The sequence below is a fragment of the Lysinibacillus sp. EB106-09-02-XG168 genome (assembly GCF_058791475.1).
On sequence record NZ_JBYTDN010000003.1, the window covers coordinates 4,453,085 to 4,470,489 of the forward strand.

The following is a 17,405-nucleotide window of genomic DNA, read 5'->3' on the forward strand; positions in this document are numbered from 1 at the left end:
GCAGAGCTGTTATCCACTTTACTCGTTTTCTTTCCCACCCAAGCGAAGCAGTTATCCTTTTTATCCATCCAAAAAGCTGCCCTTGATAAAGGACAGCTCCAAAATACTATTTTTTAATATCAATTATTTAAATAACTCAGGGTATACTGCTTTTGCGATTAACTCAACAGCTTCCCCAATTCGAGGACCTGGACGATTTGAAATATCAGTATCTATATAATAAACCGCTTTATTTTGAATGGCCGTGATTGAATTCCATCCATCACGAGAAAGAATTTCTTCCGTTGAGTTTTTCACATAGCCTACTGTTGTTAAAATAACATCTGGGTTTTTTGCAATGATATCTTCCTCAGATATTGGTGCCCAGCTTTGGAGATCAGCGAAAACGTTGTTAACGTTTGCAGCATCTAAAATTTCTTGTTGGAATGTACCAGAACCAGCTGTATAGATGTCTGGCTTTGGACTAATTTCTAAATAGATATTTTTCGGTTTTTTCACATCTTTAACTTTCGCTTGGACACCTGCAATTTTAGCTTTAATATCTTCATTTAACTTTTCGCCTTTATCTTTGATGCCCATAACCGTTGCAACTTGTTCAATATCCCCATAAACATCATCAAATGATTTAGCTGATTGAATGGCAAACACTTTAATACCCGCATCTTCGAGACCTTTTAAAGCATTTAAATTTTCTTCATCTTTGCCTCCAGTTGTATAGGCAATAACGACATCTGGCTTTAGGGCTAAAATACGCTCGCTATTGAATGTTGTAGAGGTAGAAACACGCTCAATTTTTTGCGCTTCTTCTGGATACGTATCAAACTCTGTTGCACCTACGATTTTATCGCCAACGCCTAGCGCAAATAAAATCTCTGTATTACTCGGTTGTAATGAAACAATAGTTTTAGGTACTGCATTAAACTCAACTTCTACACCACGGTCATCCTTAACTTTATAGCTAGTAGTTTTCTCAACTTGTTGATCTTCTTTAGAAACAGCATCTTTATTTGTATTCTCTTTCGTGCCACAGCCAACTAATACAAGTGCCAACATCAACACAGAAAGCCATTGTAGCCTAAACATTTTCTTCATTTCATTATTTCTCCTTTTTCTTTTTCATCGGGTATGATTTACTAATAAACGGTATTTCAGCAATACCAGCATGCTGATTCATATAGACAGCCATTACAAAAAATACATTGGCTAGCAATCCTAAATAATCAAAGAGAATAGCTTGTACTTCGCGTTCTTCAGATACTTTGTGCAAAACACGGTATGATTTTTTCGCCTCACTACGGCATAAATGTAATGCAGAAGCTGCCTCTGATCCTTGAGGTAATACAAAGTTTTGTATCTCCTCTTTAACATGACTAACATAAAAATCATAGCGATCACTTAGCCAAGTCAAATCATCTTCGGTTACTGCTAATTTGCCTCGGACTGAGCCATTTACATGGTAAGCCATTGGCAAAATGGTAAGTAAATCATCTGCTACTACCTCTACCGTTTCCTTTTTAACCGCCGCCAATGCTACACCAATATGTGTTGTTAGGCTATCCGTTCGAATTTCAAAATCTACTGTTGATGCCTTTTCACGCATAAATGGGTAACAAGAATAACGTGCATCTTTTTTCAAATCTAAGTCCCCGCTTTCCTTCGTGAAAAATTCTTACCTTATTAACACCACAGCTACATCAGGTGAATTATAAGCGCATAAAAAAACGTTGTTCCCACTCCTAAGGAAACAACGAAAAATAGCATAAATAGTGTCGCATAAATACGACATAGCCTATGTATTTGCCGCATATTCTCTCAGCTTCCGAAGAGTTATCTATACGTTCAAACAAAGGTCGGTCTCCTGGCTTGTACAGTTCACTACGTCCATAAAAAACCTTCCCATCGGATAATTCGACAGTGGTATATCTTTACGACTTCTGTACTTACAGTTGCGGAAACAGCTCCGGTTTTTCACCGAATTCCCGATTATGCTATAGTTCAGCACCTTTATTCTGCAAGAATTATTCACTTGTTATGCAGTTTATCATAGATTGATAGGAAAAAATAGCTGAGGAATTTAGAATAAACAACGATGGATAAAAATCATGCAGGTATGACCATATGCACGTGGATAAATTCACTGCCCCATTGGGTATTCAACCCACTCGTGCAAATATTTGTTATGCCTCATAAATTAAAGCAATTTACTTTTTCATAATGAAAGGATTTGCAAAAAATAGCCATTTCATAACTTTTATCGGATGGCATTTTTATATTTCTTTTTGGATTTAACATCTTTCTCTTCCTCAATTAAACGCTGTGCAATTTCTAGTAGTTTTGGGTCATTTGTTGCATCGAATAGCTTTTTAAAGGATACAATAATATCATATCGTATTAATGTCGGGTGCTTTTCGTCTAAGCATGTTTGATATCTTTTAGCCAAATATGATACGACTAAATCTCTTTGTACCTGCCCCGCTAAGCCTATTTTCCAAATTGCCTGTAAAGTATGCCTCACCGTGACTGTTTCTTCATCATACGTAACTGCCCAAATCTTTAAGAAGTCCTCTAATACTCTTTCTTCAGGATCGCTTTTTGCTGCCAGTGCGCATAAAAATTGTGCAGCACTTGCACGTATATGTCCATTTTTGTATGTAAGAGTTTGAACTAGTTGTTCCCAAACTGAATAGGTCCAATCAACTGGTTCCTGCATAATTTTCAATAATTCTTCGTATGATTTGTATTGAATATCACGGTCACGCTCTGTTAAATTACTAAAAAGTTGCAAAATCTCTTTTTCCATGATTCATCCCTACCTTTATTGTTTCAGAACGTAAAAAATAGTGTACTTGTAAGTGTTATCTCATTTACCATTACCATCATGCGTTACTTTGCTACTACAAAATAAAAGTCTCTTATAATTGTAATTTCAGAGCGAGATCCCCAATCGTATATTTCAAAATTATCAGAAATGACGTTCAATATGCAAGAATCTTTTCTTTTAGCTATATGTAGATAGAGGAATACTCATTAGGATTATTATTGGAGTTATCTCAATTATTAGCCTTCGATTGAGTCCATGCAAAATACGCAATAACGAAAAATTGGTGCTAATTCTTTTTTCGGCTGTATTATCATTTTTATGACTGGGGCTATAGTTGTAAATATATCTACTTATGTAAATTTATTCATTACAAAAGTTATTTTATTCATTATTGACCAAGTAGTCGAGCCTAAATTAATGAATAACATTATGCGTTTGCCCAATAGGTTTAATCGTAGAATCTTAACTATAGTTTAAACAGTTGATAATTTCCAGTACCGTCAAATAATAAAAAAGGTTATCCTTGTAATTTCTTTTACAAAGATAACCTTTTCGCTATTTAAATCGTCTATATAGTACGGCTTATTAAATACGACCGAAGCCTACTAAATATTGATTCCACCAATCAAGTGATTCAATGACAACACCTTTATTTTGAGCATCAATCATTGTGTTGTTTCCTAAGTAAATACCTACATGCGCTATACCTGAACCATAGCTGAAGAATACTAGATCACCTACACGTGCTTCACTTGCTGAAATACGTTGTGTTGTTAAATATTGTTGTGATGCTGTACGTGGTAAATTTACGCCCGCTTGTTTGTAAGACCATTGTACAAGACCTGAACAGTCAAATCCTGTTGATGGGTTACTACCGCCCCAAACATAGCTACGACCTAGGAATTGTTTCGCAACTGAAATAGCATCACCTGAAGATGCAGTGCCTGCTCCTGAACCAACAACCACTTTTTGTGATGATTTTTCATTGTTAGCTTTGCTACTATTATTAGCATTGCTATTGCCATTATCGTTAGTGTTAGTGTTTGCATTGTTGTTTGTTGCTTGTACAACTGGAGTAGCTGCTTGAAGTGCACGTAAACGAGCTGCCTCTTCCTCTGCTGCTTTACGTTCTGCTTCTAAACGCTCTTCTTCTTGTTTCGTTGCAATTTGTGCTTTTAATGCAAGAGATTTCGCTTCATTTTCAGCTTTTTTTACTTCCATTTCGCTTTCCTTCTCTTGAAGCTCTTGGAATTGCTTTTGAAGCTCTTTTTGTTTTTCATCTAATGTTGCTTTTTGTTTCTCTAAGCTAGCCTTATCTGCTTCTTGTTGATCTACTAATTCTTGGTCAGCATCCATTAATGTTTTTACCGCTACGACACGGTCCATTAAATCCGCAAAGCTTTTTGATTCAAGAACAGCATTTAAATAAATACCTACAGTATTATCTTGAGCTTGGTAAGCAGCCATACGGTCACTTAAAATCGCTGAACGTTGCTCAATACGTTTTTTAGTATCTACAATATTTCCATCAACTTCTTTAATGTCTGCCTGTACTTTGTTAAAAACTTTTACTTTTTCATCGATCTCTTTTTGTAGGTTTTTTAGCTCTTCTTGTAGCTTTTTAACCTCTGTATCTATTTTAGCTTTCTTATCAATCATTTGTTGAGATGTTTCTTCAGCGTGCACTTGAGTCGGTTGAACTGTATTAAATAATAAGCCGCCCGCTAGTGCTAATGCTAGCACCATCGACTTACGCCATTTATTGCGCTTTCCCACGTTATTCTTTCCCTTCACTAGTCAATTTCGTTCGTAGAATTTTAATGTCATCATTGGAACGATTTCTTTTATTTATTCTTATATTTTATTAGCCTTTTAAAGTTTAGCACTATTAGCATAACTTTTATACTATTTCTCGCCTTTTTAATGGTTTAGTAAAACTCGCAACATTCTTGTAACATTTACGTAAATCCCGATAAATTCTACAAAATCACGTTTTATTCTACATATCAACGTTTTTAACTACTTTACCATTAGTCCTGCTATCTGTTTTGTAATGTTTTTGTAATATTTCTAGAAAACATTTTTAACATAAAAAAAGGTAAGGGAACATTTTCCCCTACCTACAAATAATGTGTAACCATAAACAAAGACTGATTTCTCTCCGAGTTGCGCTTCTATTGCTTCATGGAACGAAGCGCTTGGATGGAAAGCCGCACTAACAGAATGGCACATAGAAATAATCCTAAGTATGCTGCTGTATTTAAATAGATCGCATACGTGTCATGAATAAATTGTGAAATGGCTAAAAGTGCTACAGAAATAATGCCAAAGGTAATACCAACGAGAAGCAAGACGAAACGGGAAAACAGATTGGTAATAAAACGAGCATTATCCGCATCTGAAAAAACATCGTGATGTAAGATAATTTTCCCACTTTCTACCCGTTGAATAAGCTGGTCAACTCGTCTTGGCATTTTGCGTAATGTCGGAATAAGCATGGATAATTCTTCTTGTAAATGTTCCTTTGTTGCCATCGGTTCTTTAAATGGCCTCAGGAAGGATGCCCGCATATATGCGGATGAAAAATCTTTGGCTTCCGTAAAAATAGCAAAGCTTGGGTCAATTACCCGTAGTGTGCCATCCAGTGTTACTAAGGAACGCAGTGCTAAGCCTACTACAGGATAGAAAGCAAGACCAAAATCACGAACAACTGTAAATAACGCATGTATCAATTCCTCTGTTGGAATTCGATCCACGTAAGAGATTTTCAAAAGAATTTGATCTATGGCTTGCTCCATCTTTCCACGGTCTGCATGGCCCGAATTTTCAACCAATAGTGTTAAGCCATCGTATAAAACACTTGCATCATTTAGCTGAATTCCCATTAAAAATAGCTTTAAGCCCTCTTGTTGTGTAGCTCCCAAACGGCCAACCGCTCCAAAATCAAGCAGTATCGGTGTGCCATCCGTCTCATCAATATGAATATTCCCCGGATGTGGATCTGCATGGAATATACCAGAAAGAAGCATCTGCTCAAAGAAGGAATATAAAACAGTCCGTGCAAACTGCTTCCGATCACTTTCAGATCGGTTAAATTCAGCTGTAGCATTTGCAACACTTTTTCCTCGTACATATTCCATGACAATAATATTTTCATTACAATATTCTGTATAGATTTTAGGGATCCGCACCTTATAATCGCTTTTGGCAAGTGCCTTTGTCACCTGTAATGTATTGCGAGCCTCAATATCTAAATGGATTTCCTCGCGTAATCCATCTGCAAATCCTTTTGCAAGATCTCGAAAACCAAGTGACTCAGCCCATGTAGACTTGTACGAAAGCCAATTAGCGAATTCCTCCAAAATGTCGAGGTCGTCTCGCATAATCCCCTTCACTTCTGGACGCAGTAACTTTACCACGACTTCATCAAAATTTTTCAATCGCGCCTTATGGACTTGTCCAATGGATGCCGCCGCAATAGGCTCCATTTGAAAGTTTGCAAATATTTCATTCATAGGCTTCGGAAGTGAATCTTCTAAAATTTGTGTTACCTGTTCTGGTGGTAGAGGCTTCACACTATCTTGTAGCCTCTCTAACTCAGCAATAAAGATAGGCGAAAATAGTTCCTTACGAGTAGAAAGTACTTGACCAAATTTAATAAATATCCCACCACATTGCTCCAAAGTTACTCTTAAAGCAATGGCAAGCTCTTTTTCATTTTCACGTTGTCTTGCGTATTTAATCGTTTGAACAACGCCATTTGTCACTGCTATTTTCAATACATGTCGCAAGCGTTTTTGTTGTCGCCAGTAGCTTCGAAGGCGCATGAATAAATTTTTTTGCCCATTACGATGATCTGTAGCCCTCATACCACTTGGATCGAAAAGCTCAAAAACGAGATAGAGCAACATCGAAATTAGTAGCATGCTACCAATCCAAATAAGTGTGCTGACCTCTGTCACTGTTTGCATCATTGGTTCGTATAAAAAATCTGTATGACGTAAATAGGTATACCAATAAACGAAGGACGTTAGTGTCACACTAATGACTACAGAAAGAACCCTACGTATGAAATTAATGTTTGAACCAATTAATCGGCCACTGACAAAATAAATAAGTCCTGATACAACAATGATTTGGATTAAAAATTTCAAAAAAATCAATAGCGTCACCTCCGATACTACTTCCTAATACTACTAGTATAACAAATGTAATGCTCATCATCATAACGCAGGTGTCACTTCCCGCCCTTAGAAGGCTCTGATTTTCGCTACGTGCTACTCACCTTCCCGCGGGAGTCGAGTAGCACGTAGCGAAGATCAGTTAAAACCATCATATTTTATTGTTATCCCCAACTTTTAGTGGTAAGCAAATCCGGTTTCTTAATTTCTTTTACTAAGTTTATCCCCAAGATTTTGTCTATTTGTTTACTTCTTTAGTATTTATCCACGTACAATGATTTTTACTCATTAATTTTTGTTGATAAAATACCCAACTGGGTATATAATCCACTTAAAGCAATATTTATCCACAGATTTATTCATTATCAACATAAGAAAAGCCTTTATTTATCCACAACATACCCCGTTATGTATATTACAAGAAAAGGATGTGCTTACACATGAGTAAAAAATTTTTAGTTGTCGGTGGTGTCGCAGGCGGTGCCTCGACTGCCGCGCGTATTCGTCGCCTCGATGAACAGGCTGAGATTATAATGTTTGAAAAAGGACCGAATGTTTCATTTTCAAATTGCTCTTTACCATTCCATCTTAGCGGAATCGTTGATAACAGCGACAAATTAATCTTAATGACACCACAAGCCTTTCAAACAAAATACAAGATTGAAGCACGTGTTAATCAAGAAGTTTTACATATTAATCGAAAAGATAAAAGCATTACTGTAAAGGATTTAACTACTGACACTGAGTACGAAGAAAGCTACGATACATTAGTGTTATCTCCTGGCGCGAGTCCAATTGTTCCAAACTTGGACGGCGTTCATTCTTCACACGTTTTTACCGTTCGTAATGTCGTGGATATTGACCGTTTAAACCGTTATATTCAAAGCGATGACATACAAGATATCGCCGTTATCGGTGGCGGATTTATAGGCGTGGAGGTTGCAGAAAATTTACGACTTGCCGGTTTTAATGTCTCACTCGTTGAGTTTAGTCAACAAATCATGACGCCATTTGATTATGATATGGCACAAATATTACACAAAGAAATGATGGATAAAGGAATTAATGTCATCGTCAATGACGGCCTAGCTAAGGTTACGGCAGATTATGTAGAATTGAATTCCGGTAAACAATTGAAAGCACAGGCTGTTGTATTAGCTATCGGCGTTCGTCCTGAAACCTCTTTAGCGAAAGAAGCCGGACTGGCAATAGGTGAACTTGGCGGCATTCAAGTTGATGCTAATTACGCAACATCTGATCCTTCTATATACGCTGTGGGCGATGCTATAGAAGTATTCCATCAGCTAACTCATAAACAAACTCGCCTGGCATTAGCAGGTCCAGCGCAACGACAAGCACGAGCAGCAGCTAATCATATGTACAATATATCTCAACAAAACAAAGGGGTTATCGGCTCTTCAAGCGTACAAATTTTTGATTACACGTGTGCCACAACAGGCTTAAATGAAAAAACAGCTCTCGCACATGGCTTCCAAGCAAAAAGCGTGTATTTGATTGCACCAGACAAAGTTGGTTTGATGCCAAATAGTAACCCGCTTCATTTTAAACTTGTTTACGAAGTGCCGACTGGGAAGATTCTCGGTGCGCAAGCGATTGGAAAAGGCAATGCCGACAAACGCATTGACGTTATTGCAACTATGATAACTATGAATGGCACATTAGAAGACTTAAAAGAGCTAGAGCTATCATATTCTCCAATGTTTAGCACCGCACGCGACGTTGTTAATTTAGCTGCACTCGTTGCTCAAAACCAGTTATACGGTCATTATAAACAAGTAAAAGTTGATGAAGTTAGAGATCTCGTTGAAAATAACGCCTATTTCTTAGATGTCCGCGAAAGAAATGAATTTGAGAATGGTCATCTCATTCATGCGCATAATATTCCGTTAAGTGAGCTCCGCGAACGTTTGGATGAGATTCCACAAGATAGATCAGTTTACGTACATTGCCGATCTGGCCAGCGAAGCTACAATGCTGTAATGACCCTCCAGAACAACGGTTTCTCAAATGTCTTTAATGTCGCTGGCTCCTTCCTCGGTATTTGCTTGCATGAATATTTCACAGATGTAACAACTAACCGAGATAAAATTGTCACGGCCTACAATTTTAAATAACACGAAAGGGATGCCGCTAGTTAGCAGCATCCCTTTCAATTTAATTAGTAGAAAGTACTTTCTCCCAATTTATTGTGCCATTTTTAACTTGTTCCCGTTTTTCTTTATTCATAATATCATTTGGACGTCCGCCTTTTGGCCAATCTTTATTATGATTTCCCCATTCAGGTCGATCCTGCGATAAAATAAAGGCTGCTAAATCAGCGGCATCTTGATCTGTCAAAGTACCAGCTGCTCCGACTGGCATATTATGTTGGATGTAGCCAGCCATTTTTGAAATTCTTGCCATACCCGCTCCGTCATTGAATGATTTTTCACCCCATAATGCCGGACCTGTATTAGCACCATTACCTGAGCCATCTGCCGCGTGACACGCGATACAAGACTGAGCATACACTTCCTCACCGTTCTTAACATCCGGTATTGGAATGTCCTTCATATTACTTGTACCTACCCATTCACGCTCTGCCCCGATAGGTACACCTTCTGAAATATAAGAGAAGTACGAGACCATCGCTTCTAACTCTTTGCTATTCATGTCAAATTTCTTACCGTTCATACTGCGAACCATGCAACCATTAATACGCTCCTCTATCGTTACAATATCACCAGAGCGCGCGATATATTGGGGATAATCCGCCATAACACCTACTAGTGACGAAACTTGCTCATCGTAACCCGCCCCCGCATGACAGCTTGTGCAAGACAATTGATTCCCAACATATTCTTCTGCAGCAACATGTGTATTATTGACAAGTTCATAACCATATAATATTGCTTCCTTCATAGGTCCATCCGGTACTTCTTCAATACTTGGTGGCGCATAGACAACTGACTGAGCAGCTGCTGTTGTCGGTACTTTTGTTTGTACAGCGGCTTCTTTGCTTTCTGCATCCCCTAAAATTTTGTCGCTAATGGCTGCTCCTACAAAAAGTGTGCCTGCTAACAGCACTGTCCCCGCTACTCCTGCTACTATAGGTTTCATCTACAATACCCCCCTTTGTATAATCACCTATATTTTAGCAAAATAGCATCTTTTTCGATGTGACTTTTCTCACACCTCACGCAAATAGAATCATTTAGAGGATAAAATTATAAAATCCGTTGTTCTATAACACATTAAACAAGACTTAATACCTCTTGCAGCATGTACTATTTCCTGAATTTGTAGCTGACGCTTCACTTTCGTGCAGTTCAACATTTCCGAATGAATATAAAAATGCCGAGCACAGCATTTTACCCGACATTTTAACGTTCTACTATAGTTTACATTCACCATCAGCACAAATAGCTTCACCATCACTTACCATTTTTAGCACCGGCTGAATACCTGTTATCTCCGCCGCCTGATGCAATGTTCGTACGAAAACTTCATTCGGCTCTGCACCTTTAATACCGTAACGATTTTCAAAAACAAAGAACGGAACACTCTGTACACCTAGCTGTTGAGCATCATATCGATCTCTGTCTAAAGCTTCACCGAAGTCAGTTGATGCCAGAATATCCTTTGCTATTTCAACATCTAAGTTTATATTTTCTATGACTTTTAACAAGAACATATCATCGTTTAAGTCTTTTCCCTCCGTAAAATGACCATTCATAAGCTCTTCCGTGTAGTCCGACTCTTTACCAAATTGTCGTGTCCATTTTGCTAGTCGATGAGCTTTTCCAGTATGCGCTGTTTTCATATCTTCAAAATTGTAATGCAATCCAACCTCTTCGGCTCGCATTGCTATACCCTTAGTCATTTCCTTCACTTCTTCTATCGTGGAGTCAAATTTTTCAGCCATACCTTCATATACAGTTGGTGCATCTTTCTTAGGTGTATCTGGCCCAATTTGATATGCTTTATATTCAATTTCTACCTGCCCCAAATAACCTGCCGAGTCAATGGCGCGTTCCAATTCTCTTTTGCCAATGTAGCAGAACGGACATGTAAAATCCGAGAAAATCTCAATTTTCATTTACTACAGCCTCCTACAATATATCTATCCAAATTTTAATGGCAGTTGCTAAAATAAGAACCGCTAAAATAGATTGTAAAACTTTTGTGTTTAATTTTTTCCCTGCTTTTGCACCTAGTGGAGCCGCTATTAAACTAGCTACAATCATAATGAATGCAGGATAATAATCAACTTGTCCCGTCATCAACTTCCCAATCGTCCCGCCTATTGAGGATATAAAAGTAATAGCAAGGCTTGTAGCGATTGTCATACGCGTTGGTATACCTAGCACTACTAGCATTATAGGTACTAACAAGAAGCCACCAGCTGCCCCAACGATTCCCGAACCAATACCAACAACGAATGCTAATATGGCCGCTATCGGTTTATTGAACGTTACCTCATCCAACGGCTTATCGTCAATTTGTTTCTTAGGAATAAACATCATCACTGCAGCAATCAACGCCAATACACCATAAACGACGTTAACCCCTGCTTCAGATAAAAATTGGGAGCCATAACTACCAACGAAGCTTCCTGCTAATATGGCACCACCCATATAAATAATTAGTGATTTATTTAAATAACCACCTTTACGATATGCCCACACCCCAGCAATAGAGGCAAAAAACACTTGCACCGCACTAATCCCTGATACCTCATGTGCTGAAAATGCTGCAAAACCAAGTAAAGGCGGTATATATAATAACATTGGATATTTTATAATCGATCCGCCAATTCCTAGCATCCCCGATACATATGAACCTACAAAGCCAATCAAAAATATTGTAATAATCCATGCTAAATCCATCTTTTTTCCTTCTTTCTGGTCACTGGCGCCTTAATGGCATTGTCATATCAATTGAAAGGAGGGTTGTTCTAAACTTCTAATAGAAGAGACAACCCTCACCAGTTTTAAGCTTTTTGAATATAGAATGTAATGACACCAGCGTCTTCAGATTTGTCTAAAATTGTATGACCGCCAGCTTTGGCCCAAGCAGGGATATCCGTAAGAGCCCCCTTATCTGTTACTTGAACCTCTAAAATTTCACCCGAAGTCAATGTATCCATAGCTTTCTTTGTTTTCACTATAGGCATTGGGCAAGATAAGCCCTTTGCATCTAGTTGTAAATTTGATTTCATATTTTTCTCCTTTGAATCAGCTAAGCTTGTAAGCGATTTTGCCGGTTCTTTTTGTTTTTTCACGACTTTACGAAGATGAGCGTCTTCGCTTCACGGTATTTACACGCTATAACCACGCATGCGTACTCATTACATTTAACCATCTTATCAATTATGCACCGGCATAATTGCGTCTGGTTTCGGCTTTGTGCTTAGGCCTGCGTGAGGGCCGACACGATGTCGGTCACTCAGGCGTTTTCACAAGATGTGACGTTCTTAGCCTGAGTTTCTCTATTTCAGCGGATGTTTTTTGTACCGAAAGCATAGCGACAGGTACAGATGTTTGGACACCCACTGAAAAGTAACTTAAACCCATAATAATCTCACCACCTATAAAGGTGGGAATTTCCGCTGAAAGAAGTTAAACAGACTATCGAACCGCGCAGCGATTTGGACCGATTTCCATCTCTGCCTGCTCATCCTGCGTTGGCGTAATCTTACCCATATTTACTTGACGAATTTCTTGATATGCATTTGGCTGCGGAGGTAGATGCTCCGTTACAACGCTTCGGAATTCCGCTTCATCTTTAATATTTAAGCCGTGATTTTCAGCAAATAATTGTCCAAGATGTTTTGCTACAGTTCCGTCTTCATTTAGTTCATCAATCATCATAAAATGAGCTGGTAAAACAATTAGATCATCCGATAATTCTCTGTATCGCTTGTAAAGTGTTTCACGCAAATCACCAACCCAATCTTCTGCAAGACCCGCTAAATCAGGGCGTCCAATTGAATCAATGAATAAAATATCACCAGTTAATAAATACTTGTTGTCCACAACAAATGACGTTGAACCGATTGTATGACCAGGTGAATAAATCGCACCTACGTCAATTCGAGAGGCGCCCACTTGGACTACCGTGCCATCTAGTAACGGTGTATAGTCAAATACAACTTCTTCAGCATCTTTCGGTGGTAAATAATACGTAGCACCAGTAGTTGCAGCTATATGACGTCCACCAGAAATATGATCAGCATGCAAATGTGTATCGAACACATATTTAATGTTTACGTTTTTCTCTTCCGCAAAGCTTGTGAATGCTTCAGTAAAACGAACAGCGTCAATAATTGCCGCCTCACCTTCAGAGATGACCATATAAGAAAGACAGCCCTTCCCTAAACGTACAAATTGATAAAGCTCACCACCACCCGTTAATTCTCCAACTTTAATCGGTTCTAAATATTCACTCCACGTTTTCATTCCACCAGCTAAATAAGCCACCGTACGACCTGTTTCTGATAACATCTCAGCTACCATCAGTGATGAGCCTTCTTTCGCACAAACGACTAACACATCTTTATTAGCTGGAATCTTCGGTAAAATATCCTCAACGCCATCTAGTAGCTCAAAATACGGAATATTAAGGTATTCAAATTTACGGCCATCAATTTTCCAATCTTCAAATGCATCCGCATTTCGAACATCTAAAATAAATAATTCTTCATTATTAATTACTTTTTTCGCTACTTCTGCTGCACTCCATTTTAAAACCGACACTCCTATTACCCCCTACGGTATTATTTTATTGGTTTTTTTAGCGGAAAGGATTGTCCTCTCCGCCTATATAGTGAATTATTTATATTAATTAGAACGTTAATGACGGTGCTGCATCTTTTGCAAATTCTAAGAACGTCACAGCTCCCCCAACTTCAATGCCTTCAATAAAATCATCTGTCGTTAAATCCATTACATCCATAGTCATTTGACACGCGATCAACTTAACGCCTAATTCCTGCGCCATCTCCACTAATTGTGGAATTGCTGGTACATTAGCTTTTGCAAACCCTTCTGCAAAATGCTCCGCTCCTGCAGGCATAGGTAATGCATGCATTCCTTGTTTATGAATTAAATTTAATCCTTCGAATGTAAAGAAGATCGCCACTTCTTTCTCTGTAGCTGCCGCTGCCGTTGCAATATTGAACACCTTATACGCATCGAAAAGACCACCGTTACTTGCAATTATCGCTACTTTATTTGACATAATAAATTCCTCCTAAATATGTTTTGTTAAATGTCCCGTCCAGGAAGTAATCCCCGGTAGAACGTTAAATACTTTTGTAAAACCATGTGCAGCCATCTTTTGTGCAGCTAAATCACTGCGCTTCCCAGTTCGACAAACGACATAAATTTCTTGCTCTTTATCAAGTTCAGAAAGGCGTGCCTCTAGCTCGCCTATCGGAATTGACTTCGCTCCCTCGATATGACCAAAAGTAAACTCTGCCTCCTCACGAACATCGAGAATAAGCCCTTCTCTTGCCATTGCCTCTTTTAACTCAATTGTATGTTCAAAAGTTTGCTCATCCATCGTGTCGTTTGAGCATTTCCGAATATAATGTTTAAGCACACTTTCTTCTTCCACTGTCCCAACATATTGATGACCCACAGATTCAGCCCACGCAGCAATATCCGCCTTCGAACCCTTATCTGTTGCCGATACTTCTAAAATTTGACCATCTACTAAATCAGCCATCGCCTTCTTCGTTTTAACGATTGGCATAGGACAAGAAAGTCCCTTGGCATCCAGCTGGAAATCTGCCTTAATACTCATAACTTCCTCCCTCATACCTATATAGGTATTATTTTTATCAAAAAAATATAGCGGGTGCATCCTATAATTTTACTTCACCATTCCAAGCAAGCATGCCACCAACCATATTAGATACATCGAAGCCTCGGCTTTCTAAAAACTGAGTAGCACTACCACTACGACCACCTGATCGACAGACCATAACATATGGTTCATTTTTATTTAGCTCATGCATACGGAATTCAAGTAAGCCAAGTGGGATATGAATAATGCCGGGAATGTGTCCTGACTCCACTTCATCTACTTCACGTACGTCGATTAAATTTATTACCTGCCCTTGTTCTAAAGCTTGTTGTACTTCCATTACTGAAATTTCCTTCATACTATTCTCCTCCTAATACGCACTTATGCCTCCGCGGACATTTGTCACACGCTCAAATCCTTGTTTCTTCAGTTGTTTACATGCCTGACTACTACGCATGCCACTTTGGCAAATGACAACGATCTCTTTGTCCTTCGGTAACTTGTCAAAACTAGAACCGAGCGGAATATTTTTGAACTGCGGAATATTCCGCCCCTTATATTCAGCTGGTGTACGCACATCAACAAAAACTTTATCCTTATCATTTAGAATACTTTTCAATTGCGCCGCTGAAATTGACTGCACACCTTTCGTTGGCTTCATTCGCCAAACGAAAAATGCTATAACAACAGCAAGTATAATCCATGTTTCCAAGTAATATCGCCTCCAACTTGATACTATTAAGGGTATATAAAATCTATCTACTTTTAACGACTAAATCCATTGCTTCTCGGATGGCGTTATTCATTTTCCCCGCATCCCCTTCAGCAGTCGTTACACACTCCAATAAATTTTCACTAACGATTACTCCGATAGTTCGATCAACCGCAGAACGTACGGCAGATAGCTGTGTAATCACATCTTTACAGTTTTTTTCTTCTTCCATCATGCGTAAAACACCACGTAATTGACCTTCTATTCGCTTTACTCGATTAGCTGTTTTTGTATCGTAGGCCATACTGTTCACGCCTCCTTTCAAAACGATTGATTGAACTTGCTTACGAGATTCATAATATACCCCATTAGGTATATTGTCAACATGAAAGCTCTAATTTTTTCTTAAACGTCATTTTCATGTTATACCCCTTCTGTATCAACGTTTTACCCCGTTAATCTCAGGTAGTTATCTACATCTCCCTTTAATTTTTCATAAAAAAAAGCGAGAAATCCGACGATGCTATCATCGAATTTCTCGCCTATATGAACTTTAAACTATTTCTTTTTAATAGTAATTGTCCAAGCCGCATCACCAACTTGCTCATACTCCGTTACCTCGTGCCCTTCTTCAGCTGCCCAACGAGGAATGGATTCTGTACCTTGTGTACAATCAAATTGCACTTCTAATTCATCGCCTGAATTTAAGCCGTTGATCGCTTCTTTGGCCTCTACTAAAGGAAATGGACAAACCATTCCCATAACTTCTAATATTTTTTTCATATGAAAGCACTCCTTTTTTATGCTGGTATTATTTCTGTAGCTTGCTTAGCTTTTTTACTTGGTCGAACGAACACAAAGTAAGATGCAGCCCATGTACCTAAAATCATAAACCCTAATGAAATCCATCCTTGCCAAGTCATCATCGCCGTCATCACCAATCCATTACCAATTGAGCAACCTCCTGCCAAACCTGCGCCGAACCCCATCATAAGTCCACCACATAAGCTGTTAATCGCCGTTTTTGTATCTGGAATACGGAATCTAAATTCGCCACTCATTTTTGCTGCGAATAATGATCCTAAGAAAATACCTAGCACTAGGAAAACACCCCAGTTGATGAAGCTAATTTGTCCAGTCACCAAAAACTGCAAAATATTAGCAGAAGGTGTTGTAACGCCTAACCCACCTATGCGTCCAGTAGCAACACTTAAAGGCCACGCTAAAGTTGCAATCACTCCAATAATTGTTGCAGTTATAAATGGATGCCAACGTTTTTCAAATAGGATATGTGCTAATCCCGTTTTTTTCGGCTTTAGCCCCGGGATTCTCACTCGTGGCTTCTTTAGCTCACGGTAAATGATAAATGTAACGACTACTACAAAAATCGTAATAATCAACCAGTTATTTACGCCAATTGTCTCGGCAATAGAATTACTTTCAATTTTCGTTTCTTTAATAGCTGTATCCAACGGCAACAATACGCCTGATTTCATCATTGCTGCTACAAGCATATAACCAGCTAATGCAATCCAGCTGCCAAGTAAACCTTCTCCTGCCCGATACCAAGTACCTGTCGCGCAACCACCTGCGAAAATAATGCCAATTCCAAAAATAAACGAACCAACAATAACAGCTACGATTGGTAGCGAACCAGCACTGAATTCAAATACCTTTAAACTAATTAAGGTATATACACCCACACTTTGGATTGCTATTGCAATAAGTAATGCGTAAAACATACGGTTATCTTTTGTTAAATACATATCGCGGAATCCGCCAGTTAAGCAAAAGCGACCACGTTGCATAACAAATCCAAGTAAAGCTCCGCAAATAAGTCCTGTAATAACCATTTGAACCATCCGTCATTCCCTCCAAT

General features: G+C 38.6%; 18 protein-coding genes and 1 riboswitch. Of the genes, 1 reads left to right on the forward strand and 17 read right to left on the reverse strand.

Annotated features, from left to right (window positions below; genetic code table 11):
• Nucleotides 1-123: 123 nt before the first annotated feature.
• The 5 genes from AC3WSO_RS22500 to AC3WSO_RS22520 all read right to left on the reverse strand — a co-directional run bounded on the left by AC3WSO_RS22500 (nt 124) and on the right by AC3WSO_RS22520 (nt 6,984).
• Nucleotides 124-1,092 carry an ABC transporter substrate-binding protein gene (locus tag AC3WSO_RS22500; protein WP_492533788.1) on the reverse strand — a complete coding sequence of 323 codons (969 nt, stop codon included), beginning with the start codon at nt 1,090-1,092 and terminating at the stop codon, nt 124-126.
• Nucleotides 1,093-1,096: 4 nt separating this feature from the next.
• Entirely contained in the window at nt 1,097-1,636 is a 540-nt protein-coding gene (locus AC3WSO_RS22505; protein WP_492533790.1) for a hypothetical protein, read from the reverse strand.
• A gap of 195 nt (nt 1,637-1,831) precedes the next feature.
• Nucleotides 1,832-2,021, reverse strand: a riboswitch (cobalamin riboswitch).
• A 230-nt stretch (nt 2,022-2,251) separates the two neighbouring features.
• The gene (locus AC3WSO_RS22510; RefSeq protein ID WP_492533792.1) at nt 2,252-2,800 is read right to left on the reverse strand and encodes a hypothetical protein; all 549 of its coding nucleotides are present in this window, start codon (nt 2,798-2,800) and stop codon (nt 2,252-2,254) included.
• Nucleotides 2,801-3,406: 606 nt separating this feature from the next.
• Complete coding sequence (locus AC3WSO_RS22515) at nt 3,407-4,615, reverse strand: C40 family peptidase (RefSeq protein ID WP_492533794.1); 1,209 nt, start codon at nt 4,613-4,615, stop codon at nt 3,407-3,409.
• 380 nt (nt 4,616-4,995) lie between these two features.
• Nucleotides 4,996-6,984, reverse strand: coding sequence for an ABC1 kinase family protein (locus AC3WSO_RS22520; RefSeq protein ID WP_492533796.1), 1,989 nt, complete (start codon nt 6,982-6,984; stop codon nt 4,996-4,998).
• Between the two features lie 458 nt (nt 6,985-7,442).
• Here AC3WSO_RS22520 and AC3WSO_RS22525 point away from each other — a divergent pair, with 458 nt between their 5' ends.
• Nucleotides 7,443-9,137: an FAD-dependent oxidoreductase gene (locus AC3WSO_RS22525; protein ID WP_492534465.1), complete on the forward strand. Its 1,695-nt coding sequence runs from the start codon at nt 7,443-7,445 to the stop codon at nt 9,135-9,137.
• A 40-nt stretch (nt 9,138-9,177) separates the two neighbouring features.
• On the opposite strand, the gene AC3WSO_RS22530 is transcribed toward AC3WSO_RS22525, so the two are convergent.
• The 12 genes from AC3WSO_RS22530 to AC3WSO_RS22585 form a co-directional block, all read right to left on the reverse strand.
• Nucleotides 9,178-10,122, reverse strand: a complete 945-nt coding sequence (locus AC3WSO_RS22530; RefSeq protein WP_492533797.1) for a c-type cytochrome — start codon at nt 10,120-10,122, stop codon at nt 9,178-9,180.
• A gap of 274 nt (nt 10,123-10,396) precedes the next feature.
• Nucleotides 10,397-11,101 carry a DsbA family oxidoreductase gene (locus tag AC3WSO_RS22535; protein ID WP_492533799.1) on the reverse strand — a complete coding sequence of 235 codons (705 nt, stop codon included), beginning with the start codon at nt 11,099-11,101 and terminating at the stop codon, nt 10,397-10,399.
• A gap of 13 nt (nt 11,102-11,114) precedes the next feature.
• A complete protein-coding gene (locus AC3WSO_RS22540; protein ID WP_197143828.1) occupies nt 11,115-11,891 on the reverse strand; it encodes a sulfite exporter TauE/SafE family protein in 777 nt (258 codons plus the stop codon).
• A 104-nt stretch (nt 11,892-11,995) separates the two neighbouring features.
• On the reverse strand, nt 11,996-12,223 hold the full coding sequence (locus tag AC3WSO_RS22545) for a sulfurtransferase TusA family protein (protein ID WP_492533802.1): 228 nt from the start codon (nt 12,221-12,223) through the stop codon (nt 11,996-11,998).
• Between the two features lie 409 nt (nt 12,224-12,632).
• A complete protein-coding gene (locus tag AC3WSO_RS22550) occupies nt 12,633-13,760 on the reverse strand; it encodes an MBL fold metallo-hydrolase (RefSeq protein ID WP_492533804.1) in 1,128 nt (375 codons plus the stop codon).
• 88 nt (nt 13,761-13,848) lie between these two features.
• Nucleotides 13,849-14,244 carry a DsrE/DsrF/DrsH-like family protein gene (locus AC3WSO_RS22555; RefSeq protein WP_492533806.1) on the reverse strand — a complete coding sequence of 132 codons (396 nt, stop codon included), beginning with the start codon at nt 14,242-14,244 and terminating at the stop codon, nt 13,849-13,851.
• Between the two features lie 12 nt (nt 14,245-14,256).
• The gene (locus AC3WSO_RS22560) at nt 14,257-14,811 is read right to left on the reverse strand and encodes a sulfurtransferase TusA family protein (protein WP_492533807.1); all 555 of its coding nucleotides are present in this window, start codon (nt 14,809-14,811) and stop codon (nt 14,257-14,259) included.
• 61 nt (nt 14,812-14,872) lie between these two features.
• Nucleotides 14,873-15,172 carry a rhodanese-like domain-containing protein gene (locus AC3WSO_RS22565; protein ID WP_492533809.1) on the reverse strand — a complete coding sequence of 100 codons (300 nt, stop codon included), beginning with the start codon at nt 15,170-15,172 and terminating at the stop codon, nt 14,873-14,875.
• A gap of 12 nt (nt 15,173-15,184) precedes the next feature.
• Nucleotides 15,185-15,526 carry a rhodanese-like domain-containing protein gene (locus AC3WSO_RS22570; RefSeq protein WP_492533811.1) on the reverse strand — a complete coding sequence of 114 codons (342 nt, stop codon included), beginning with the start codon at nt 15,524-15,526 and terminating at the stop codon, nt 15,185-15,187.
• 43 nt (nt 15,527-15,569) lie between these two features.
• Entirely contained in the window at nt 15,570-15,830 is a 261-nt protein-coding gene (locus AC3WSO_RS22575; RefSeq protein ID WP_492533812.1) for a metal-sensitive transcriptional regulator, read from the reverse strand.
• Between the two features lie 254 nt (nt 15,831-16,084).
• The gene (locus AC3WSO_RS22580; RefSeq protein ID WP_492533814.1) at nt 16,085-16,309 is read right to left on the reverse strand and encodes a sulfurtransferase TusA family protein; all 225 of its coding nucleotides are present in this window, start codon (nt 16,307-16,309) and stop codon (nt 16,085-16,087) included.
• A 17-nt stretch (nt 16,310-16,326) separates the two neighbouring features.
• Nucleotides 16,327-17,388 (reverse strand): YeeE/YedE thiosulfate transporter family protein, encoded by a 1,062-nt coding sequence (locus tag AC3WSO_RS22585; protein ID WP_492533816.1) that lies wholly within the window; start codon nt 17,386-17,388, stop codon nt 16,327-16,329.
• Nucleotides 17,389-17,405: the final 17 nt, after the last annotated feature.